Origin of the sequence: Rhodococcus sp. KRD197 (genome assembly GCF_017168235.1) — a bacterium.
Classification (GTDB): Bacteria; Actinomycetota; Actinomycetes; order Mycobacteriales; family Mycobacteriaceae; genus Rhodococcoides.
In genome coordinates this window covers 667361-688559 of record NZ_JABFAO010000011.1, presented here as the reverse complement: position 1 = coordinate 688559, position 21199 = coordinate 667361, and the positions used below count along the sequence as shown (strand labels likewise).

Below are 21199 nucleotides of genomic sequence, written 5' to 3'. Positions count from 1 at the left end.
GCGGCATGGCCCCGAGTAAGACTGTGACCCCCGAGCAGGTCAGGACCGCCGTGCTGGCCGTCGTCGACTGGGTGCGCGACGGCTCCGTCGACAAGCCCCCGCGGGCCGCGCTCGCCGATGCGGTCCGCGCCACCGCCCGCACGCTTGCCCAGGTGGCGCCGGGATCGTCCGTCGAGGTGCGTATCCCTCCGTTCGTCGCGGTCCAGTGCATCACCGGCCCACGTCACACACGCGGGACGCCGCCGAACGTCGTGGAGACCGACGCCCGGACCTGGCTCGAGGTTGCCACCGGTCTTCGGCAGTTCGAGGACGCCCTTGCCGACGGTTCCATCACCGCCTCGGGAAGCCGGGCGAGCGAAGTGGCTCATTGGCTGCCGATCGTCGGAACGTGAGCCTGTAGGTGAACGGAGAATGGACGGCACAGGGGTGGCAACTTTCCTGCGATGCGTGCTCTGCAAGCGTTGGCCCGTAGACTGGGCCACGCCCCTCAATCCGTCCCTCAAGGGAGCAGTGCTGTGACCTCTGCCGAGTCGTCGGTCGATAGTCCAAATTCTCCGGTAGGCAAAGAGCTCGATGTACCCGAAAACGAACCTCGGGAGGAGTGCGGAGTCTTCGGCGTGTGGGCGCCGGGAGAAGATGTAGCCAAGCTCTCTTACTACGGCCTCTATGCGCTGCAACACAGGGGGCAGGAAGCTGCGGGCATCGCCGTCTCGGACGGTTCGCAGGTGCTGGTGTTCAAGGACCTCGGTCTGGTCAGCCAGGTGTTCGACGAGCAGACTCTCGGCGCGATGCCGGGCCACGTCGCCATCGGACACTGCCGATACTCGACCAGCGGGTCGGTCATCTGGGAGAACGCCCAGCCGATCTTCCGGACGACCACTGCGGGTACCGGTATCGCGCTCGGTCACAACGGCAATCTCGTCAACTTCGCCGAGCTTGCCACCCGGGCCCGTGAAGAGGGGCTCATCAGCGATCGGCTGCAGGGCAACGGCACGTCGGATTCTGACGTGATCACCGCGCTCATGGCGCACAAGGCCGCCGACCGGACCATCGAGCAGGCCGCGATGGAGCTGCTGCCCACGTTGAAGGGCGCGTTCTGTCTGACATTCATGGACGAACACACGCTGTACGCGGCGCGGGATCCGCACGGCATCCGTCCGCTTTCGCTCGGCCGTCTCGATCGTGGCTGGGTGGTGGCCAGTGAGACCGCCGCGCTGGATATCGTCGGCGCCGCGTTCGTGCGGGACATCGAGCCGGGGGAGCTGTTGGCCATCGACGCCGACGGGGTCCGTTCCTCGCGTTTCGCTGCGCCCGAGCCGAAGGGTTGCGTGTTCGAGTACGTCTACCTCGCCCGACCGGACAGTGTCATCGGGGGCCGTTCGGTCCACTCCACGCGAGTGGAGATCGGTCGCCGTCTCGCGCTGGAGCACCCCGCCGAAGGCGACCTGGTGATTCCTGTCCCCGAGTCGGGAACGCCGGCGGCCGTCGGCTACGCCCAGGGATCCGGCATTCCGTACGGCCAGGGCCTGATGAAGAACGCGTACGTCGGGCGCACGTTCATTCAACCCTCGCAGACCATCCGTCAGCTCGGTATTCGTCTCAAGCTCAACCCTCTCAAAGAGGTCATTCGCGGCAAACGGCTGATCGTGGTGGACGATTCGATCGTGCGCGGCAACACACAGCGTGCGCTCATTCGGATGCTGCGTGAAGCCGGAGCGCTCGAGATCCACGTACGTATCGCGTCGCCGCCGGTCCGGTGGCCGTGCTTCTACGGTATCGACTTCGCCTCGCCCGCGGAGTTGATCGCCAACGGCGTCGACTCGGAGGACGGCATCCTCGAAGGTGTGCGTCAAGCAATCGGTGCCGACTCGCTCGGGTACATCTCCACCGAGGGCATGATCGCCGCCTCAGAGCAGCCCGAAACCCGGCTGTGCACAGCATGTTTCACCGGCAAGTACCCGATCGATCTGCCTGCCGACAACGCGTTGGGCAAGCACGTACTCGAGGGCATGCTGGCGACGGCTGCGGGTCAGACGACCGATTCGATCAACGCCAACGTGAGTGCGCTCAGTCGCCCGTAGGCGCTGACGCGCATGTGAGCGGAAATACATAGCAGGTCACGTATTTTCACTCACATGCGCGAAGCGCCTACGGTGTGTGCCCAGGGCTGGAGCGCTCCGGTACCGTTAGAGCGCAATTGCGTGCATTGCCACGCAGCGTCGATACGAGTACAAGGCTGGAGCCGCATGACCGAGGAATCCCGAGCAACGAGCGCAACATCCTCGGGTGGTGCTTCCTACGCCTCGGCGGGCGTCGACATCGCCGCAGGTGACCGGGCAGTCGAATTGTTCGCCCCGCTTGCGAAGAAGGCCAGTCGACCCGAGGTGATGGGCGGTCTCGGCGGATTCGCAGGCCTCTTCGCCCTCAAGGGCGACTACCGCGAACCGATTCTCGCCGCGTCCACCGACGGCGTGGGCACCAAGGTCGCCGTCGCGCAGGCACTCGGCAAACACGACACGCTCGGACTCGATCTCGTCGCGATGGTCGTCGACGACCTCGTCGTGTGCGGCGCAGAACCACTGTTCCTGCAGGACTACATCGCAGTTGGCCGCGTGGTGCCCGAGATGGTCGCCGAGCTCGTCAAGGGCATCGCCGACGGCTGCGTCATCGCCGGCTGTGCGCTGCTCGGCGGTGAAACGGCAGAGCATCCCGGACTGATGGCCGACGGTGACTACGACCTCTCCGCCACCGGCGTCGGCGTCGTCGAAGCCGATGCGGTTCTCGGTCCGGACCGGGTGCGCCCCGGCGATGTCGTCATCGGCATGGGATCGTCGGGCCTGCATTCCAACGGCTACTCGCTGGCTCGCAAGGTGTTGCTCGAGATCAACCACATGGACCTCGGTGGGCACGTGGAAGAGTTCGGACGCACCCTCGGCGAGGAGCTGCTCGAACCGACCAAGATCTACGCCAAGGACTGCCTCGCGCTCGCCGCCGAAACGGACGTGCGGACCTTCTGCCACGTAACCGGTGGTGGACTGGCCAACAACCTGGGCCGCGTGATGCCTGCTGGCCTCGTCGCGGAACTCGATCGCGCTACGTGGAGCCCGGCACCGGTCTTCTCGCTCATCGCTCAGCGTGGCCGCGTGGAGCGAGCGGAGATGGAGCAGACGTTCAACATGGGTGTCGGCATGGTCGCCATCGTTGCGCCCGAGGACGTGGACCGCGCGCTGGCAGTGCTGACGGCACGCCACATCGACTGCTGGACCCTGGGAACGGTGAAGAAGTCGACCGATAAGGCCGCGAACGTCGAGCGCGCCGTGCTGCTGGGAAATCACCCGCGCTTCTGAGGTATACGAACAAGTGAGGGGGAGCCGCGTCGCGGCTCCCCCTCACTTGTGTATAACGATGGTCAGCGTCGCCAGTCCTCGTATTCGTCTTCCTCGACGCGGGTGTAGCCGTCCGCATCCGAAGAGGAGATGCCGCCCGAGGTGATACCGCCACGGTGGGAGTTGGACGAACCACCGGAGAGCTCTCTCTGCAGAGACTCCAAGTCCGTTGACGGCGAGCTGTATTTGAGCTCACGAGCGACCTTTGTCTGCTTTGCCTTAGCCCTGCCTCGGCCCATGGCGTTGCCCCCTCGCGGACTTGCGGGGCGGCCTGGGGAAATTTGGGCGCCCCGTTAGATTTGGTATTTCTTCCTGGACCACACTCTAGCGCGCGAATCGCTTCGATGCGCATACGGACTCCGTGTGGCGACTGTTTGCTTGGTCTCGAGCCGCCAGTCGAGGGGCGCGACCTGCGCAAATGTTCTGAGTCCGGGTAATGATCTACTTTGCGACGCTGACGCGTAGGGCCGCCTCGGCCTCGCGTGTGACCTTCTTCGGCAGATCGGGGAGCGAGAGGAGTTGCGCGAGGCCGGCGTGGTTTCGTCCGTGGAAGAGGTCTCGGACGGTGGCGCCGTGGGAGGGGATACCTTCCACCACGATGCGATCGCCCCGCCTCAGCGTTCCGGGCTCGACCACTCGGAGGTAGGCGCCCACATCGCCGCGCTCGGCGAACCGCTTGACCCACCGAGGTTCGTCGACCCACTTGGCGAAGGTCCGGCAGGGCCGCCGAGGGATCGTGACCTCGAGTACCGCCGACCCGACTCGCCACCGTGATCCGATCACGGCGTCCGTGACCGCGACGCCCGTCGTTCGGAGATTCTCGCCGAACCATCCGTCGGAGATGTCGTGACCCAGCTCCGACGCCCACCGCACGGCCTCGGCGTCGTCGTAGGCATACACGGCCTGGTCGCTGCCACCGTGGAACGTGGTGTCCGAGCTGTGATCGCCCGCCAAGCCGAGTTCACCGACATCGACGGGTCCGTCCACGGGGCGCTTGTCGATCGCGCTGTCGACGACACCCCGGCGTCCGAGGGGGACGATGGTGTGGACGACGCATACGGCCTCCACGCGTCCGCTGTCTGTCATCGCCCTTTGAGTCGGTCGATGGCGGCGCGACCGGCCTGGACGTCGTCGTAGTCGGGTACCGAGTCCGGATCGATCGACGCGGCGCAGGGGCCCGCGACGAGCTCGGTGTCGACCGGGATGGTGCGCTTGAGAAGAGCCAGGGCAATGGGGCCCAGTTCGAAGTGATCGACGACGGTGCCGAGGCGGCCGACGGTTCGCCCCCCGGCGGTCACCGTCTCGCCCGTCTCGGGACGGCCATCTGCGGAGCCGTCGAGATGCAGCAGTACGAGGTGGCGCGGCGGACGGCCCAGGTTGTGCACCCGCGCTACGGTCTCCTGCCCGCGGTAGCAGCCCTTTTCCAGGTGCACGGCACCCGACTCCGAGACGCCGCCGATCCAACGGACCTCGTGCGGGATGGTCTTGACGTCGGTGTCGACGCCGACACGCGGTCGGATCGACTCCACGCGCAGCGCCTCGTACGTCCATGTACCCGCGGGTACTGCACCGGCGTCACGGAGCCTGGTGAACCAGTCGACGAGCGCGGCCCGGGGAACCAGCAGATCGAAGGCGTGCGCACCCGGCCACGGCATCCGGCGGACGAAACCAGCGTCGATCGACCCCGTGTCGGCCAGGGACGCGGCGTCGTAGAACTTCTCTGGTGCGGGGGCGCCCACGGCCTGCAGGATCGCCGACGATTCGGCTCCGAGCAGGCTGATCACGGCGAAGTCGGCTCGCTCACGCGGTTCGGCTTTGGACCAGAACACCATCTTCTGGAGGAACGCCAACAAGGCGGGGCCGGATGCGGCCTCGGTGTCGATCCACGTGACACCGCCGATATCGGTCTGCACGAAGTGATGTTCGACGCGTCCGTTGATATCGAGCGACAAATTCTCCGCGGATGTGCCGTCGGGAAGGTCTTTCACGCGTTGACTGGAGATGGTGTCGAGCCAGGTGAGTCGTTCTTCGCCGGAGATCGCGAAGACGAAGCGATTCGATCTGTCGATGACAGCGGCTTGTGCGACGGCCCCGCGTTGCTCTCCGAAGGGGTTGCCGTAATGCCAGGCCACGCCGCTATCGGGTGATTCCTCGGGTGAGGGTACCGCGCCGGGAAGGGTGAGAAGGGGACTCGAATTGCTGTCGACGGAAGCGGACACAAACCCCATCCTAGAAGCATCGAGACCTGAGCGGAGCCTGCGGAGGGGCCTGGATAGGGTTGTCTTCCATGTCAGCGTGCGTAGTAGTGACCCTCGACGGGAAGGTTCACGACCCCGATCAGCCGCTTCTGTGCGCCGATGATCTTGCTGCTGTTCGCGGTGACGGGGCCTTCGAAACCCTTCTGGTGCGCGGTGGAGCGCCCTGTGGGGTCGAGCTTCATCTCGCTCGGTTGGCGGTGTCGGCCGCGGCGATGGACCTTCCGGTTCCCGACGCCGACCAGTGGCGTCTGGTCATCGGGCTTGCTGTGGACGAGTGGACGCGTGTCTCGGCAGGGGAAGGTGTGCTGAGGTTGGTGCTCGGTCGGGGTCGCGAGGGCGGTGGTGCGCCGACGGCGTATGCCACTGTCGGTCCGGTGCACGAGCGGGTCGCGCGGGCGCGGGCGGAGGGCGTATCTGCGATCACGCTGGACCGGGGGTATTCGGTGGATCTCGCGGCGCGCGCGCCGTGGCAGCTGTTGGGTGCCAAGACGCTGTCTTATGCCACGAATATGGCTGCGCTGAGGTACGCCGCGCGGCAGGGCGCCGATGAGGTGATCTACGTCAGCAGTGAGCGCAGGGTGCTCGAGGGGCCACGGTCGACGGTGGTGCTCTTGCGCGGTAAGACGCTTGTCACACCCCCGCCGGAGCAGGGCATCCTTGCCGGCACCACCGTCGGGGCTTTGTTCGATGTCGCCGAAGCTCGGGGCTACACATGCGAGCGCGCGCCCCTGTTTCCAGCGGATCTTATTGTCGCAGAGAGCGTTTGGTTGGTATCGAGTATCACGCTCGCCGCCCGCGTGGTCTCGCTCGACGGGCTCGCATTGGGTGGGGCAAGCCGTGCCGACGAGATGCGATCGATGGTCGATATCGCGGTCGAGACGATCGGTGACGAGGTTCCCGAGGCTTGATGTACTACTGCAGGTAGTAGTAGTGTCGGACTCGCTGCGGGAGGGCTCCGTGCAGCGGTGACGTGCCGTTACCACCCTGGGGGCCGAAGAGGGCGGAGAAGTCATGGATACCCTGGACATCTCACGGTGGCAGTTCGGTATCACTACCGTCTATCACTTCATTTTCGTTCCTCTGACGATCGGCCTTGCGCCGATCGTCGCCGCGATGCAGACCATGTGGGTCATCACCAAGAAGGATTCCTGGTACCGACTCACCAAGTTCTTCGGCAAGTTGTTCCTCATCAACTTCGCCCTCGGCGTCGCTACCGGAATCGTCCAGGAATTCCAGTTCGGCATGAACTGGAGCGAATACTCGCGTTTCGTCGGTGACGTCTTCGGAGCACCGCTCGCCTTGGAAGGACTCGTCGCCTTCTTCCTGGAGTCGACGTTCCTCGGGCTCTGGATCTTCGGTTGGGGCAGACTACCCAAACTCGTCCACCTTGCCACGATCTGGCTGGTGGCCATCGGCGTCAACGCCTCCGCGTACTTCATCATCGCCGCCAACTCGTGGATGCAGCACCCTGTCGGGGCGCGGTTCAACCCTGAGACCGGCCGAGCGGAACTGACGAGCATCTGGGAGTTGATGACCAACAACACGGCGCTGGCCGCATTCCCCCACGCAGTGGCCGGTGCTTTCCTCACCGCGGGCACGTTCGTCGCCGGAGTCTCGGGGTGGTGGATGGTGCGCGAGGCTCGAAAGGGTCGCGATGCGGACTCGCGCAGTATGTTCCGGCCGGCCGCACGCATGTCCTTCGTGGTCATGATCATCGCAGGCGTCGCACTCACTGTCACGGGCGATATTCAGGGCAAGCTCATGTTCGAGCAGCAACCGATGAAGATGGCCTCGGCAGAGTCTTTGTGCGATACAGAAACCGGGGCAGCGTTCTCGCTGTTGACCGTCGGGACGCACAACAACTGCGAGTCGGTGGTCCACCTGCTCTCGCTTCCCGGAGTGACCTCATTCCTCGCCGAGAACGATTTCGGCGCCACGGTCCAAGGTGTCAATGAGCTGCAGGAGCAGTACGAGCAACAATTCGGCCCCGGTAACTACAAACCCAACCTGTTCGTCACCTACTGGTCCTTCCGCATGATGATCGGACTCGCCGCCGGATCGGCATTGCTCGCAATCGTCGGTCTGTGGGTCACGAGGGGCGGACGAGTACCGCACCAACGGTGGTTCTCGTGGCTCAGCCTCGCCGCGATCCCGACTCCGTTCCTGGCCAACAGCGCGGGGTGGATCTTCACCGAGATGGGCCGTCAACCCTGGGTGGTCGCCCCCAACCTGGCCGGCGTCGATCAGATCAGGCTCACCGTCGACCAGGGTGTGTCCGATCATCCGGTGGGGCTCGTGGTGGCCTCGCTCGTGACGTTCACCCTCATCTACGCCGCGCTCGGCGGCGTGTGGTTCTTCCTGCTCCGCCGCTACGTCATCGAGGGTCCACAAGAACACGACGCCCACCCGCCCGGTGACGACACATCCGACGAACCGGATGACGACGATGCGCCGAAACAACTTTCGTTCGCCTACTGAGGGAAGACGATCATGGGACTTCAGGAATTCTGGTTCATCGCGATCGCCGTTCTCTTCCTCGGCTACTTCGTGCTCGAAGGATTCGACTTCGGTGTCGGCATGCTCATGCCGATCCTCGGGCGTCACAAGGATCCCGAGACGGGGGAGCGGCGGCGCCGAACCGTCCTCAACACCATCGGACCGGTGTGGGACGGCAACGAGGTATGGCTCATCACCGCCGGCGGCGCACTGTTCGCCGCCTTCCCCGAGTGGTACGCAACCTTGTTCTCCGGCTTCTACATACCGCTGTTGCTCATTCTCGTCGCGCTCATTCTGCGGATCTGCGCAATCGAATACCGCGGCAAGATCGACGATCCGGTATGGCGCCGACGGTGTGACCTCGGCATCGGTATCGGCTCGTGGGTTCCTGCCGTGCTGTGGGGAGTGGCCTTCGCCAACATCGTGCGCGGCGTCGCTATCGACGAAAACAAAAAGGTGACGGCCGGATTCTTCGATCTGCTGAACCCATATGCGCTGCTCGGTGGCGCCACGCTCGCGCTGGTGTTCGCGTTGCACGGGGCCGTGTTCATCGCGCTCAAGACGTCGGGCGACGTCCACGAGGACGCCGTGAAACTGGCTGCGCGGCTTTCGATTCCGGCGGTCCTCGTCGGCGGCGCCTTCGCGGTGTGGACGCAGCTCGCCTACGGCACCACCTGGACGTGGGCCATGGTCGGTATCGCAGCGGTAGCGCTCGTCGCCGTCGTCGCACTCACCGCCCGTGTCCGCGAGGGCTGGGCGTTCGTCTGCACCACGATCGCGGTGGCCGCGGTGGTCGTGCTGCTGTTCGGATCGCTCTACCCTGAGGTCATGCCCTCGACCACGGATCCGGCCTTCAGCCTGACCATCGAAAACGCGTCGTCGAGCCCGTACACGTTGAAGATCATGACCTGGGCCGCTGCGTTCATGACGCCGATCGTCATCGGCTACCAAGCCTGGACGTACTGGGTTTTCCGGCAACGTATCTCGTCCACATCGATCCCTGACTCGATAGGATTGTCGCTCGGTCGATCGAGGTGACTGCAGTCGTCGAGCGGTCGTCGAAAGGCCCCGTCGATCCGCGCTTGTGGCGGTACTCGCGGTCGGCGAGAGCGTATCTCGTCCTGACCGTGGTACTGGCGCTGGTGGACACCGCCGCGATCATCGTCTCCGCGGTCATGCTCGGCACCGTCCTCGCCGGGGTCATCACCTCCGATGTTCGCACTATCGGAGAATGGTCTCCGCAGCTGTGGATCTTGTTCGGTGCCATCGTGGTCCGCACTGCGACGGCTTGGCTGCAATCGCGGTACGGCCACCGAGCAGCATCGAGAGTTGTCGAGGAACTCGAAAACGAGGTGCTCGCCGCAGCGTCGGCAATGAACCCACGAGATCTCGACGCCGAACGCGAATCCGCAGCCACCGTCGTCACGCGGGCGCTGGGCGGGTTGGCGCCCTATCTCACCGGCTACCTCCCATCACTGGTGCTCGCCGCGACCCTGACGCCGCTGACACTCGTCGTGATCGCCACGCAGGACATGACGTCGGCGTTGATCGTCTTGTTCACACTGCCGCTCATTCCGATCTTCATGATCCTGATCGGATTGCTGACCAAAGGCAGAGCAGCGGCGACGCTCGAGGCGATGACACGTTTGTCCGCCCAGCTGCTGGATCTGCTGGCGGGATTGCCGACGCTTCGTGCCCTCGGGCGCGAGAATGGGCCGGCGGCGCGTGTACGTGCTCTCGGGGACGCGCATCGGCGCGCAACGATGCGGGCACTGAAGATCGCCTTTCTGTCGTCGATGGTGCTCGAACTGCTCGCCACCCTGTGCGTGGCCCTCGTCGCCGTCAGCATCGGATTACGACTGGTGTTCGGTGATATGGCGCTCGAAGCAGGCATCATCGCGCTGGTACTCGCCCCGGAGGTCTACGTGCCGCTGCGCCGCGTCGGAACCCAGTTCCACGCGGCCGAGGACGGCGTCGCGGCCGCCGACTCCGCCTTCGATGTCCTGGACCGCCGCCCGCCCGTCACCGGGGGTTCGACGGTGGTGCGGGCAACCGGCGCGCGCATCGTCCTGTCGTCGGTCTCGGCCCCGGCGCGAAACGGATTCGCACCCTACCGACTCGACGCCGTACTCGAACCGGGATCGGTGACGGTCCTGGCCGGTGCCAACGGCTCGGGCAAGTCGACATCCCTCGACGTTCTGCTCGGTCTGACCTCTCCGGCCGAGGGAGCAGCGACCGTCGACGGGACGGATCTCGCCGACGTCGACCGAGCGTCGTGGTGGCGTCAGGTGGCCTGGCTGCCTCAGCGTCCGGTGCTCCTGCCGGGAACCCTCGAGAACAATCTCGTGCTGACCGGAACCCGACCTGATCCCGCAGCGCTCGACAGGATTTGTGCCGCAACAGGCTTCGACGAGGTTCTGCGCGAATTACCACTCGGCTGGAACACGCTTATCGGCGCGGGGGGTGTGGGGCTCTCGCTCGGGCAGCTGCAACGTCTCGCGCTGACCCGGGTGCTCACGTCCTCGGCGCCTGTCATGCTGCTCGACGAGCCGACAGCGCATCTGGACACCGCTGCCGAACGTCGCGTGCTCGGCACACTTCGCGCACTCGCTGACGAGGGACGGACGATCGTGGTGGTGGGGCACCGGCCCGCAGTTCTCGCCGCCGCCGATGCCGTGGTGACAGTGGAGGCACACCATGTTCGGTGACCTGCGCCGCGCGCTCGCCCTGCTGGAACTGCAGCCCAACCGCGTGGCCGTGGCCGTGGCAGCAGGTGTTGCGACACTGGGAAGCGCGCTGGCCCTGGCTGCGGTCTCCGCTTGGCTGATCACTCGGGCCTGGCAGATGCCACCCGTGCTCGACCTCACCGTCGCCGTGGTCGCGGTCCGCGCACTCGGCATTTCGCGTGGGGTGTTCCGCTACCTGGAACGACTTTCGACGCATGACACCGCACTGCGGGGAATGACGTCGGCTCGGACCCGGCTCTACGAGCGTCTGGCCAGCGGAAACCGCGCCGCGGCCGTGACCTTGCGGCGCGGAGACCTGATGGCGCGCGCAGGCTCGGATGTGGACGTGCTCGGTGACGTCGTCATACGAGCCGTCGTCCCGATCTGTGTATCGGTGATCATGATGGTTGCCGCGGTGGCTCTGTTGGCCTTCATCTCCACGGGTGCGGCCGCAATACTGTTCGTTGCGCTGCTGATCGCCGGCGTGCTGGCGCCCGTGCTGGCGGCCAGGGCAGCGGCTCTCGCAGAAACCGAGGGAGCGAACGCCAGGGCCGAGTTCGCCGAGATCGCTGTGCGGGCGCTCGATCACGGGCCGGAGCTGCGGGTGGCGGGTCGGCTCGATGAGACTGTCGAGGCTGCGAGGTCGGCCAACCGGGAGTCGGTCCGCGCACGCGACCGAGCGGCGATTCCGGGGGCATTCGCGGATGCGGCGCTGCCGCTCGCCATCGGTGCGTCGGTGCTCGGCTCGTTGCTGGTGGGAATGGCACTATACGGCCCTACCGGAGGAACCGAGGGTGGAATGACGCCGATGGCGTTGGCGGTCATCGTGCTCGTCCCGCTGGCAGCCTTCGAGGCGACCTCCGTACTGCCGGCCGCTGCCGTCGCCTTGACCCGCGCGCGCGTGTCGGCGTCGAGGATCGTGGCGTTGCTGGACGCGGCGGAACGACCCCAGTGGGACGATCGCCAACCCCCAGCAACCCTCGGTCGCGAGGATGCGGTCAGCCTCGCGACGGTGGAATCGGGAAGCCGGGTGGCGGTTGTAGGACCGAGTGGGGTTGGTAAGACGACGCTGCTCATGCAGCTCGGCGGGTTGATCCCCGCACCCATCGGGGTGATCGAGGGTGCACGTTTCTTCGCCGAGGACGCGCACCTGTTCGAGACATCGATTCTCGAGAACCTGCGGGTTGCACGTGGAGATATCGACCCGAGCGAGGCCGTCGAGATGTTGACGAAGGTGGGGCTCGGGGAGTGGATCGCCGAATTGCCGGATGGCGTGGACACGACCCTGGTGGGTGGTGCGCGGGCGGTCTCCGGGGGGCAGCGCCGACGGCTTCTTCTCGCACGGGCATTGCTGTCGGCGGCGCCGGCGTTGCTGCTCGACGAGCCGACCGAGCACCTCGACGACGCGAGTGGTAGCGAGCTGGTTCGTCGACTCCTCGATCGCGAGGACGACCTGATCGACCGCGCTCGAATCGTTGTTCTCGTCACCCACCAACTGCCCCCGGATACGCGGGCTGACCTGGTGATAGACCTCGGTGTTTCGCCGCCGGAGAAATCGCGCAAAAATCCTTTGCGAAGCTCGATTTCCGGGCGTACTTTGACGAGTACACGAGAGAGGAGGTGGTCTGAAGTTGATGAACTCTAGGACGCGTGAGGTGGCTGCCCGCTAGCCGCTACCGCTGACGGATTCACTCCGCGCGAGCGGCGAGCGAATCCCAGGCAGTTACCCGACCCCCGAGCCCTCGGCCCGTCCGGCCGAGACCTGACAACTCAGGTACGGCTCGGGGGTCGTCCGCTTCAGCGGTCGTCCGCTTCAGCCGATGTAGCGAGAAAGGCGAGCCGACAGCCTGGGTGCGAGCTCTCCGTCTGCGCCGACACGTTCTTCGACGTAGGCGAGATCGGCGCCTTCGACGATGCCGTACAGACGCTTCGCGCCACCGACGAGAGCGCCCGAGGTGGAGCGGATGACGACATCGGTGGCCAGCTCCCACGAAGACTGGTTGAGCGCGTGGCCGTAGAACAACTCCACCACGCCGGTGCTGTGCGTCAGCAGCAGCTCGATGACTTCCTCGTTTTCGCTGCCCTTTTCACCTTCACCACCGCTGATGCGCCAGAAACCGACTTCGCGGAGATCCGGGTGAGCGTAGTTGCCGTCGGAGTCGAGGCGCCAGGAGCGCGATTCCCACGCGAGGTAGGAGCCGCCGTCGTGAGAGACGACGATCTGCTGCCCGAAGCGATACTCCTCGGTGGACTCAGGGTCACGTCCCTCACCCTCGCCGCGCCACACTCCGACCAACGGCAGCAATGCGAGCATTGCGGGGTTCAGGTCGGGGCCGAGTCGCAGATTGGCAGTGTCCTCGGGGTGCGGGATATCCGGCAGCCCAGGGATGTTGCGCGTCGACGCGGAAGCGAACTTGTCGGCAGCCTCGGCTATGGCCTCGTTGGCCGACCGAGTGCCGTCCGGTTCGTCGGCGGCGCGATCGCTCACGATTCGTCGGTCACCAGGCGGTAGACGACATAGAGCGAGAACGCGATGATGGCGACAGCTGCAAGTACCAGCAGAACCTCGAAGAAGATGACCACGGCAGTAGTTTAGACCCACGCGCATCGAAGATCGAACCGCGGCCCCGCACCGCGGGTGCCTACCTCGATCAGATTCCTCGTTCGTGCACGAAACTTTTCTCGAGGTGTGTCGAAGATCGCGAGAAACACGGTACGTTCCCTTGCAGGCGTCGGGGGGAACGAAAACTTCGCGCTGTCTTTTTGCTCGAGGTTTTCGGTTTGTCTGGGGGAAGGATTCTGTCGATGCAGCGCCGTTTTCGTGCCGGCACCTTGATGTCCACATCTGTAGCGATTGCAGCGGCGCTGCTTCTGGTGGTGCCGGCGGCCGCATCCGCGGCGCCGGACACCGGTTCGGCTGATTCTGGTTCGGCCGACAGCGGTTCGGCCGACACCGGTTCTGCTGGTACGGGATCCTCGGACGGGCCGAACATCGACTCGAACAATTACGCGCAGGACTGCCCCGACGTGCTGATGCTCGCGGTCTCCGGTGCGACGGACTCGGAGTCGGACCGAGATCCGCTCAACGAGGAACTGCGATCGCCCATTTCCAACTGGGTCGGAAACGTCACGATTCCGATGGGTGAGGCCAACGCGGGCAATCCCGGGACGGTCGGCTGGCTGTACGTGCCGTGGGTCTCGACCTACGGTTTCGAATTCTTCGAGGACGTGACGCCGTACCAGCCGGCGGTCGCAGATGGAATCCACTCGACGAACCGGTTGCTCGACGAGTACAAGACGAAGTGTGGCGAGGACACGAAGTTCGTCCTGCTCGGCTACAGCGTCGGCGCCGAGATCGTCGAGCGTGTAGCGATGGACATCGGCCATCGCGACCCCGAGGCTCTCGTCACCGGTGACGATGTGGCCGGCGTGGTAGCGATCGGTGACCCGTACCGACCCGCGGGCGTCCCCAACTTCGACGAACCCGGACCTTCGCGAGGCGGCTTCCAGTCCTCGGCCCCGAAGGACTACGGCACCCTGAACGAGAAGATGACATGGTCGTGCCGACCCTACGATCTCGCGTGCGATGCACCCGACGACATCCTCGCCCTGCAGTTGGCACTCGGAATCCTCGGCCAGATGCGGTTGACGCTGATCAACCCCGTGCAATCGGTAGCTGATTTCGCGCACACCGTCAGCTCGGTGGCAACGCGGGCCATCATCGATATCGTCAACAACGAGACCTGGCTCGAATCCGACGAAACTCTGCTCGAGGTACTGCTCAAAGTGTCCGACCAGTTGTATGAGGTCGACGAGGAGCGGGCATGGCAACAGTTGACCCCTGATCAGCTGCTCGCTGACCTGAATTGGGCGATGGGGCCAGGTGCGGCCACGGTTCGCGAGAAGATCCGGGCCGAGGGCGAAGGTCTCGTCGAGAACAACAAAGGTGTCGTCGACGTGTTCGTCGAGCCGTACATCTTCATCGGCTTCCTGCAGCACCTCACCTACTGGGACAGAAGCCCCGGTGACGCTCGCGAATGGGAGAGCGAAAAAATCGTCGCCTGGGTGACCGATCTGGCTGCGGCCGAGCGTGAACGAAAAGCAGCTGAGTCCCCAGAGACTCCAGAGACCCCGGTGTCCCCAGGGACCCCTGCAGAGGGTCTTCCGGAGGGTGCGGGTGAACCGGAGTCTCAGCCCCTGCCGACGCCCGGAACCGTGACCCGGGACAGCGATCTCGGCGCTTTCCTGGAGTCGCACGGATTGGTGCCGCCGGGGGTCTTCGAGCCGCAGTACAGTGCCGTGCCCGGGCCGATCGAGGAACCGTCGACCGACGTCGTCCCGGAGACGTCCCAGCGCTGAGTCCACCCGCCGTGATGGTCGTGAAAGCAGAAGAACCCCGCACCCATTCGAATGGGTGCGGGGTTCTCTTGCTGATGCGCCGGTATCAGGCTCCGACGGTCACGTTCGCCGAGTGGACGCCTGCGCCCTCGGGGGAGATTTCGGCCTGGCCGTTGCCGGACGCAGACAGCGCGCGCAACGTCCAGGTACCGGGAGCCGCGAAGAACCGGAAGTCACCGGTGCCCGAGGCCACGACCTCGGCGGTGAATTCTCCGGTGCCGTCGAGCAGGCGCACGAACGCGCCGCCCACGGGCTCACCGTCGGCGCCGAGGACGCGGCCGGTGATGACCGTTTCCTTCTCGACGTCTACTCCGGCGGGAATTGTTTGACCTTGAACGGGTGCGCCACACATATCAGTGAACCTCCAACTCGATGGGTGCTCCGACGAGGGAGCCGTACTCGACCCAGCTACCGTCGTAGTTCTTCACGTCCGACTTGCCGAGCAATTCCTTGAGCACGAACCAGGTGTGGCTCGAACGCTCACCGATTCGGCAGTAGGCGATGGTCGCCTTGTTCTCGTCGTAGCCCTTTTCCTTGTACAGAGCTTCGAGTGCGTCGTCGTCCTTGAAGGTGCCGTCTTCGTTGGCCGTGGTGCTCCACGGAATGTTGATGGCTCCGGGGACGTGGCCGCGTTGCTGTGCCTGCTCCTGCGGAAGGTGCGCGGGAGCGAGGATCTTGCCCGAGAACTCGTCGGGCGAGCGTACGTCGACGAGATTCTTGCTGCCGATCGCGTCGATGACCTCGTCGCGGAACGCGCGAATGGACAGATCGGGTGCCGCAGCCTGGTACTTCGTCGCCTCGCGGGTGACAACGTCCTTCGACAGCGCGCGGCCATCGAGTTCCCACTTCTTGCGGCCACCGTCGATCAGCTTGACGTCCTGGTGGCCGTACAGCTTGAAGTACCAGTACGCGTAGGCGGCGAACCAGTTGTTGTTTCCGCCATACAGGACGACGGTGTCATCGTTGGCGATGCCCTTGGCAGAGAGAAGATCGGAGAACTGACCCTGATTGAGGAAGTCGCGGCGAACCGGATCCTGGAGGTCCTTGCGCCAGTCGAGCTTCACCGCGCCTTCGATGTGACCGCCGTCGTAGGCGCTTGCGTCTTCGTCGACCTCGACGAAAACGGTCTTCGGGGCGTTCAGGTTCTGCTCGGCCCAGTCGGCAGAGACCAGGACGTCGGAGCGAGCCATGGGTTTCCTTTCGATCTAACTGTTCTTCGGTCGGTGGAGGATGGTGCTGGTCAGGCGCGAGCGGATTGTGTCCGCAGTCGCGCCACGAGGGGGTAGATCTGGCATCCGAGGCAGAACGCGAATGCTGCGTTCAGGAAGGCCGCGAACAGCGCGAAACCGGTGGCCACAGCGGCGACGACGGGCGCACCCAGAGCGAAGGCGAGCACACCGACGGCTGCGAAAGCGAAGCCGACCAGTTGAGCGAACTTCAGGGGTGCGGTCGGTTCGCGTTCGGTGGTCGGCCCCAGACGCGGCGCGACGAAGTTGGCGAACAATGCGCCGTAGGGACTGCGACGTGGCCCGGAGACAGCGCCGACGGCGAAGACCACGGCCTGAATCGCCAGCACCACGGCAGCGGCAGTGGTCTGCACGTTGGACAGGACGAGGACGAGGGCGAGCACTGCGGTGGTGATCCACGCAGCGAAGCGCGGGCCCCGGACGTCGACCTGGTCGACGGTGGGCCGGGTAGCTGAGGGACCGGTGGCTGTGGTTTTGACAACGGTGGGCTGGGTGTCGGAAGACATGAGGTGAAAGTGCTCCTGCGTTCGATGAGTGAACAGGCGGCTGGAAGCGATGACCATCACCAAGTGACGGCATCTTCTGTTTCGATGGCCGGAAACGCTTCGAGGGGCGTCGGCAGAAATTCAGCAGCAGCGACAGCAACAACCGCCCAGTCGGCACAGGTCCACTGTGCGGCGACTGGTGAGCAACAGCTCGAGGCGGGTCAACACAAGAGAGCATCCTACCGGAGAACTGTGACGGGCAGAACTAGTGGTCCGCGAGCGCTATCGATCGAGCAGGACGGATCGAAGATCGTCTGCCTTCGGAACCCCAGCGATCCGTGCGATCTCGGTGAGGTCCTCGTCGAGTACGAATGTCGTCGGAAGCGACAGCACGCCCATTGCGCGGGCCAGTTCGGGATGCGCGTCGATATCTACTTCCAGTTCGACGGGACCGTCGATGTTGCTCAAAACCTGCTGGACGACGCGACGTACGGCGGCACACGGCCCGCACCAGTCCGCGGAGAAATGCAGGACGGTGGCGGTGCCCGGTGCCGCGCCCGCATCGAGCAGGAGGCCGCGCGTCCTGGGCACAGCGACACTCTCCGATTTGCGTACAGCGCCGTACCGAGCCCGATACAGCAGTCCGAAGACAGTTGCGGCCACCAGAACGATCAGCAGAATTGTGATTCCGGTCATGGCGCTTCGATCTGATCCAGGTCGATCGTCACATTCTGGGCGCCGCCCTCGATGACGATCTGGGAGCCCTCTGCGTAGACATCTGTGGGGAGGATGCCGAACGGAAGGGTCTGACGGTCGATGGTCTTGGTGAACAAGCCCAGCACGGTCGGCTTGGCGAAGTCGGGGATCGTGAAGTCGGCGTTGCCGTCCGGGCCGAAGTAGAAGTCGCTCGCGACGATTTCCACGCGTTCGCCGTCGAGCACGAGATCGGCCTGCACGCTGACCTCGGTGTCGATAGGTCCTACCGGGACCGTCCCGGTGAGAACGACCCCACCACCGGTGGTGGTGGGACCTGATCCACCAGATCCGCCGGTGCCGTCGGAAGGATCGGCTGGCGGTGCGGAAACCCGCAGGTCGACGATGCCGAGGAACTGGCCGAGATCCTTCGCGTCGATACGCACACGCCCTTCGAGCTCGTCCACCGGCACGGTGTTGACGGAGCCGTCGATCAGATCGGACAGCGGCACCGTCACTCCGCGCAAGTTCGCCTCGATAGTCGTGGACTCGACGTAGTCGGTGGGCACGTCCTGTGCGCGGATCTCCACGTTCTGATACTTTCCGTCCGCTGCCTGGGTGACGAAGGGGAAGCCATGGATGATCACCTGCGGATCGGACGTCAAGCTCCCGCCTTCGCGGATTGCGCGCGAGACGCGGTACTCGGAGTAGGCAGCGGCCCCGAAGTCGACGATGACGGCCAACGCCAGAAAACTCACGAGCACGATGATCAGTTTGCGCATGGCGACCATTGTGACTGATGAGCCGGGCGGATCCACTTCGCGAATCCGGCACGGCGCTGCGCAGCCATCGACCGTGAGGCGCTAGTCTTGGATACTTGACATGCAGTCGGATTTTTTTCGGTCGGCTGCTCTTGGATACGACTCGACACGAGGTCGACGTGACAGCGGTAAGAATGGAGGCCGTGTGGAGCTCCTGCTTCTGACCTCCGATCCCAATCCGGAGGCTGTTCTACCGTCCCTTGCGCTCCTCGCGCACCACGTCCGGCCCGCACCCACCGAGGTCTCGTCGCTGCTCGAAGCGGGAGCGGCCGATATTGCACTCGTGGACGCGCGCACCGACCTCGCTGCCGCCCGCGGTCTGTGCAGGCTTCTCGGTAGCACCGGATCGGCCATTCCCGTCGTTGCCGTACTGACAGAGGGCGGCCTCGTCGCGGTCAATTCGGAGTGGGGCCTGGACGACATTCTGCTGCCGGGAACCGGACCTGCCGAACTCGACGCCCGACTGCGCTTGCTGGTGGGCCGCTCGGGTGGCGTCGCCAGTCCCGAGGCGTCCGGAAAGATCACGCTGGGCGAACTCGTCATCGACGAGGGCACGTACACCGCGCGGCTGCGGGGCCGCCCACTCGATCTGACGTACAAGGAGTTCGAACTTCTCAAGTATCTGGCGCAGCACGCCGGACGCGTGTTCACCAGGGCGCAGCTGCTGCAGGAGGTCTGGGGCTACGACTTCTTCGGTGGCACCCGCACCGTCGACGTCCACGTTCGCCGGTTGCGCGCCAAGCTGGGCACCGAGTACGAGTCGCTCATCGGCACCGTACGCAACGTCGGTTACAAGGCCGTTCGGCCCAGTCGCAATGCCAAGGGCGCAACCGCCCTGGCAGACGGCGACGACGATCTCGACGGCACCGACGGCGACAGCGCCGAATTCAATACGCTGAGAAGCGCCGGACATGGAAGCATCAACTGACCACATGACTGTTTCGTCGTCCATCACTTTGCTCGATTCGGCGGCGATCACCACGCCCCTCGCCGAGGACCTGCGCGCGATCTTCACTCGCGCAGCAGAACAGGACGGCACTGCTCCGCTGTCGGAACAGGCCGTCCGAGCTGTCTCTGCTGAAGGAGATGCGGTACATCTCGTCGCCACCGTCGAGGACCGAATCGTCGGCTATGCGGGGATCGAACCCAGCTCGACCACAGGTCCGGCGATGGCCGAAGCCGTGGTCGATCCGGAGTTTCGTGGGCGTGGGATCGGCCGCCGACTCGTGGAGCGGGCGTTGGACGAGGGCGGTGACGGCGCTCGCATCTGGGCGCACGGCAACTCCGCGCCCGCCCAGGCGGTCGCTGCGGTGCTCGGCCTGAAAATCGTGCGCGAGCTCCTGCAGATGCGACGTCCGCTGGCCGGGACGGATCTACCCGAGGTGACGGTGCCGGGCGGTGTGTCCCTGCGCACCTACCGGGGGCATCAGGACGACGCGGAACTGCTCCGGGTGAACAATGCGGCCTTCTCGTGGCACCCCGAGCAGGGAGGTTGGACCGGCAAGGACATTGCCGGACGACGCGACGAATCCTGGTTCGATCCGGCGGGTGTCTTCCTGGCCTTCGAGGAGGGCTCGGACACTCTGCTGGGATTTCACTGGACCAAAGTGCATCCGGCGGAGGCCGGTGAGGACGAGATCGGTGAGGTCTACGTCGTCGGCATCGATCCGGCAGCGCAAGGACGCGGCCTCGGCCGAGCGTTGACGCTTGCCGGCCTGCACTACCTGCGCGGACGTCGGCTCGGCGAGGTCTTGCTCTACGTGGAATCGGACAACTCTGCCGCTGTGCACACCTACCAGCAGCTTGGTTTCACCCGGTTCCACGTCGACGCGGCTTACTCTCGCTGAGTCGAACACCAGCGGGCTCGGGCACGTCTATCGGTGACGATGGACTCTGCCGGGGCCCAGCAGCTTTCGACCTACAGCCGCCGGGACCCGGACAGGATCAGTTCGTGGGGAGCTGGTTGGTGTTCAACTCGACGGGGAGTTCACCGGTAGCGAGGAAGATCACCCGACGGCCGACCTCCACCGCGTGGTCGGCAAAGCGCTCGTAGAAGCGGCCGAGCAAGGTGACGTCGACTGCCGCTGCGACGCCATGCTTCCATTCGCGGTCCATGAGAACTGTGAACAGGTGACGATGTAGGTCGTCCATGGCCTCGTCCTCTTCACGAAGCTTTGCTGCGCGCTCGGGGTCGCGCGTCTCGAGCACCTCGCGTGCGGAGGCACCCAGCTGCACGGCGATGCGGCCCATCTCGGCGAAGTAGCCGTTGACTTCCTCGGGGAGGGCGTGGTTGGGGTGGCGACGACGGGTGATCTTGGCGACGTGCAGTGCCAGGGCGCCCATCCGGTCGATGTCGGCGACGATCTGGATACCGGAGACAACGGACCGAAGGTCTCCGGCCACGGGGGCCTGCAGCGCCAGGAGAGTGAAGGCCTTCTCCTCGCAGACTGCACTGAGATCGGTGATCTTGTCGTGGTCGGAGATGACTTGCTCAGCGAGAACCAAGTCTGCTTGGAGGAGTGACTGGGTAGCCGTGTCCATCGCGGATCCGGCCAGAGCGGCCATCTCACCGAGGAGATTGGCCAACTCGTTCATCTGTTCGTTGTAGGCGACGCGCATGAGAGCGAAGTTTAGTGCCTCGGTACGACCAGTTCGTGGTCGCGTGGGTGAACGGGGCGTGAATGGATGC

General features: G+C 65.0%; 21 protein-coding genes. 11 read left to right on the top strand and 10 right to left on the bottom strand.

Features of this window, described 5'->3' with window-relative positions; all coding sequences use genetic code 11:
- Positions 1-5: 5 nt before the first annotated feature.
- From J1M86_RS19070 to purM, 3 genes are all read left to right on the top strand, one after another.
- Positions 6-392 carry a sterol carrier family protein gene (locus tag J1M86_RS19070; protein WP_206510970.1) on the top strand — a complete coding sequence of 129 codons (387 nt, stop codon included), beginning with the start codon at positions 6-8 and terminating at the stop codon, positions 390-392.
- A 123-nt stretch (positions 393-515) separates the two neighbouring features.
- Positions 516-2081 (top strand): amidophosphoribosyltransferase, encoded by a 1566-nt coding sequence (gene purF / locus J1M86_RS19065; RefSeq protein WP_307786679.1) that lies wholly within the window; start codon positions 516-518, stop codon positions 2079-2081.
- A gap of 165 nt (positions 2082-2246) precedes the next feature.
- On the top strand, positions 2247-3347 hold the full coding sequence (gene purM, locus J1M86_RS19060; RefSeq protein ID WP_206510968.1) for a phosphoribosylformylglycinamidine cyclo-ligase: 1101 nt from the start codon (positions 2247-2249) through the stop codon (positions 3345-3347).
- A gap of 62 nt (positions 3348-3409) precedes the next feature.
- Here the strand turns inward: purM and J1M86_RS19055 are convergent, their stop codons facing one another.
- From J1M86_RS19055 to J1M86_RS19045, 3 genes are all read right to left on the bottom strand, one after another.
- Positions 3410-3625 (bottom strand): DUF3073 domain-containing protein, encoded by a 216-nt coding sequence (locus tag J1M86_RS19055; RefSeq protein WP_075841045.1) that lies wholly within the window; start codon positions 3623-3625, stop codon positions 3410-3412.
- A gap of 202 nt (positions 3626-3827) precedes the next feature.
- Positions 3828-4472, bottom strand: coding sequence for an MOSC domain-containing protein (locus J1M86_RS19050; RefSeq protein WP_206510967.1), 645 nt, complete (start codon positions 4470-4472; stop codon positions 3828-3830).
- On the bottom strand, positions 4469-5614 hold the full coding sequence (locus J1M86_RS19045; protein WP_206510966.1) for a folate-binding protein YgfZ: 1146 nt from the start codon (positions 5612-5614) through the stop codon (positions 4469-4471). Before J1M86_RS19045 ends, J1M86_RS19050 begins: the two co-directional genes overlap by 4 nt.
- Before the next feature lie 59 nt (positions 5615-5673).
- Between J1M86_RS19045 and J1M86_RS19040 the strand changes: the two genes are divergently transcribed.
- The 5 genes from J1M86_RS19040 (at position 5674) to cydC (ending at position 12511) form a co-directional block, all read left to right on the top strand.
- A complete protein-coding gene (locus tag J1M86_RS19040; protein WP_206510965.1) occupies positions 5674-6552 on the top strand; it encodes an aminodeoxychorismate lyase in 879 nt (292 codons plus the stop codon).
- Between the two features lie 103 nt (positions 6553-6655).
- Positions 6656-8122: a cytochrome ubiquinol oxidase subunit I gene (locus J1M86_RS19035; RefSeq protein WP_206510964.1), complete on the top strand. Its 1467-nt coding sequence runs from the start codon at positions 6656-6658 to the stop codon at positions 8120-8122.
- Positions 8123-8134: 12 nt separating this feature from the next.
- Positions 8135-9178 carry a cytochrome d ubiquinol oxidase subunit II gene (gene cydB, locus J1M86_RS19030; protein WP_075841047.1) on the top strand — a complete coding sequence of 348 codons (1044 nt, stop codon included), beginning with the start codon at positions 8135-8137 and terminating at the stop codon, positions 9176-9178.
- A complete protein-coding gene (gene cydD, locus J1M86_RS19025) occupies positions 9175-10848 on the top strand; it encodes a thiol reductant ABC exporter subunit CydD (RefSeq protein WP_307786678.1) in 1674 nt (557 codons plus the stop codon). Before cydB ends, cydD begins: the two co-directional genes overlap by 4 nt.
- Positions 10838-12511 carry a thiol reductant ABC exporter subunit CydC gene (cydC, locus tag J1M86_RS19020; RefSeq protein WP_206510963.1) on the top strand — a complete coding sequence of 558 codons (1674 nt, stop codon included), beginning with the start codon at positions 10838-10840 and terminating at the stop codon, positions 12509-12511. The genes cydD and cydC overlap by 11 nt, the downstream gene beginning before the upstream one ends.
- A gap of 168 nt (positions 12512-12679) precedes the next feature.
- Here the strand turns inward: cydC and J1M86_RS19015 are convergent, their stop codons facing one another.
- Entirely contained in the window at positions 12680-13354 is a 675-nt protein-coding gene (locus tag J1M86_RS19015) for an FABP family protein (protein ID WP_075841048.1), read from the bottom strand.
- Between the two features lie 317 nt (positions 13355-13671).
- Here J1M86_RS19015 and J1M86_RS19010 point away from each other — a divergent pair, with 317 nt between their 5' ends.
- A complete protein-coding gene (locus J1M86_RS19010) occupies positions 13672-15225 on the top strand; it encodes a cutinase family protein (RefSeq protein WP_206510962.1) in 1554 nt (517 codons plus the stop codon).
- A gap of 85 nt (positions 15226-15310) precedes the next feature.
- Here the strand turns inward: J1M86_RS19010 and J1M86_RS19005 are convergent, their stop codons facing one another.
- The 5 genes from J1M86_RS19005 to J1M86_RS18985 all read right to left on the bottom strand — a co-directional run bounded on the left by J1M86_RS19005 (position 15311) and on the right by J1M86_RS18985 (position 18471).
- The gene (locus J1M86_RS19005) at positions 15311-15616 is read right to left on the bottom strand and encodes a DUF1416 domain-containing protein (RefSeq protein WP_075841050.1); all 306 of its coding nucleotides are present in this window, start codon (positions 15614-15616) and stop codon (positions 15311-15313) included.
- A 1-nt stretch (position 15617) separates the two neighbouring features.
- Entirely contained in the window at positions 15618-16454 is an 837-nt protein-coding gene (locus J1M86_RS19000) for a sulfurtransferase (protein WP_206510961.1), read from the bottom strand.
- A 50-nt stretch (positions 16455-16504) separates the two neighbouring features.
- On the bottom strand, positions 16505-17017 hold the full coding sequence (locus J1M86_RS18995; protein ID WP_206510960.1) for a DUF4395 domain-containing protein: 513 nt from the start codon (positions 17015-17017) through the stop codon (positions 16505-16507).
- Between the two features lie 261 nt (positions 17018-17278).
- A complete protein-coding gene (locus J1M86_RS18990) occupies positions 17279-17692 on the bottom strand; it encodes a thioredoxin family protein (RefSeq protein ID WP_206510959.1) in 414 nt (137 codons plus the stop codon).
- Positions 17689-18471 (bottom strand): LmeA family phospholipid-binding protein, encoded by a 783-nt coding sequence (locus J1M86_RS18985; protein WP_075841104.1) that lies wholly within the window; start codon positions 18469-18471, stop codon positions 17689-17691. Before J1M86_RS18985 ends, J1M86_RS18990 begins: the two co-directional genes overlap by 4 nt.
- A gap of 184 nt (positions 18472-18655) precedes the next feature.
- On the opposite strand from J1M86_RS18985, the gene J1M86_RS18980 reads away from it, so the two are divergent.
- Both J1M86_RS18980 and mshD read left to right on the top strand, forming a co-directional pair.
- Positions 18656-19438, top strand: a complete 783-nt coding sequence (locus J1M86_RS18980) for a response regulator transcription factor (protein WP_075841052.1) — start codon at positions 18656-18658, stop codon at positions 19436-19438.
- A 4-nt stretch (positions 19439-19442) separates the two neighbouring features.
- Positions 19443-20357, top strand: a complete 915-nt coding sequence (gene mshD, locus J1M86_RS18975) for a mycothiol synthase (RefSeq protein ID WP_206510958.1) — start codon at positions 19443-19445, stop codon at positions 20355-20357.
- A gap of 97 nt (positions 20358-20454) precedes the next feature.
- On the opposite strand, the gene phoU is transcribed toward mshD, so the two are convergent.
- Entirely contained in the window at positions 20455-21129 is a 675-nt protein-coding gene (gene phoU / locus J1M86_RS18970) for a phosphate signaling complex protein PhoU (RefSeq protein WP_206510957.1), read from the bottom strand.
- Between the last annotated feature and the right edge of the window lie 70 nt (positions 21130-21199).

What these genes read in the sequence shown, in the direction of transcription:
- J1M86_RS19070 (WP_206510970.1), top strand. Translation starts at nt 6, where the DNA reads ATGGCCCCGAGTAAGACTGTGACCCCCGAGCAGGTCAGGACCGCCGTG.
- purM (WP_206510968.1), top strand. Translation starts at nt 2,247, where the DNA reads ATGACCGAGGAATCCCGAGCAACGAGCGCAACATCCTCGGGTGGTGCT.
- J1M86_RS19055 (WP_075841045.1), bottom strand. Translation starts at nt 3,625, where the DNA reads ATGGGCCGAGGCAGGGCTAAGGCAAAGCAGACAAAGGTCGCTCGTGAG.
- J1M86_RS19050 (WP_206510967.1), bottom strand. Translation starts at nt 4,472, where the DNA reads ATGACAGACAGCGGACGCGTGGAGGCCGTATGCGTCGTCCACACCATC.
- J1M86_RS19045 (WP_206510966.1), bottom strand. Translation starts at nt 5,614, where the DNA reads ATGGGGTTTGTGTCCGCTTCCGTCGACAGCAATTCGAGTCCCCTTCTC.
- J1M86_RS19040 (WP_206510965.1), top strand. Translation starts at nt 5,674, where the DNA reads ATGTCAGCGTGCGTAGTAGTGACCCTCGACGGGAAGGTTCACGACCCC.
- J1M86_RS19035 (WP_206510964.1), top strand. Translation starts at nt 6,656, where the DNA reads ATGGATACCCTGGACATCTCACGGTGGCAGTTCGGTATCACTACCGTC.
- cydB (WP_075841047.1), top strand. Translation starts at nt 8,135, where the DNA reads ATGGGACTTCAGGAATTCTGGTTCATCGCGATCGCCGTTCTCTTCCTC.
- cydC (WP_206510963.1), top strand. Translation starts at nt 10,838, where the DNA reads ATGTTCGGTGACCTGCGCCGCGCGCTCGCCCTGCTGGAACTGCAGCCC.
- J1M86_RS19010 (WP_206510962.1), top strand. Translation starts at nt 13,672, where the DNA reads ATGCAGCGCCGTTTTCGTGCCGGCACCTTGATGTCCACATCTGTAGCG.
- J1M86_RS19005 (WP_075841050.1), bottom strand. Translation starts at nt 15,616, where the DNA reads ATGTGTGGCGCACCCGTTCAAGGTCAAACAATTCCCGCCGGAGTAGAC.
- J1M86_RS19000 (WP_206510961.1), bottom strand. Translation starts at nt 16,454, where the DNA reads ATGGCTCGCTCCGACGTCCTGGTCTCTGCCGACTGGGCCGAGCAGAAC.
- J1M86_RS18995 (WP_206510960.1), bottom strand. Translation starts at nt 17,017, where the DNA reads ATGTCTTCCGACACCCAGCCCACCGTTGTCAAAACCACAGCCACCGGT.
- J1M86_RS18990 (WP_206510959.1), bottom strand. Translation starts at nt 17,692, where the DNA reads ATGACCGGAATCACAATTCTGCTGATCGTTCTGGTGGCCGCAACTGTC.
- J1M86_RS18985 (WP_075841104.1), bottom strand. Translation starts at nt 18,471, where the DNA reads ATGCGCAAACTGATCATCGTGCTCGTGAGTTTTCTGGCGTTGGCCGTC.
- mshD (WP_206510958.1), top strand. Translation starts at nt 19,443, where the DNA reads ATGACTGTTTCGTCGTCCATCACTTTGCTCGATTCGGCGGCGATCACC.
- phoU (WP_206510957.1), bottom strand. Translation starts at nt 21,129, where the DNA reads ATGCGCGTCGCCTACAACGAACAGATGAACGAGTTGGCCAATCTCCTC.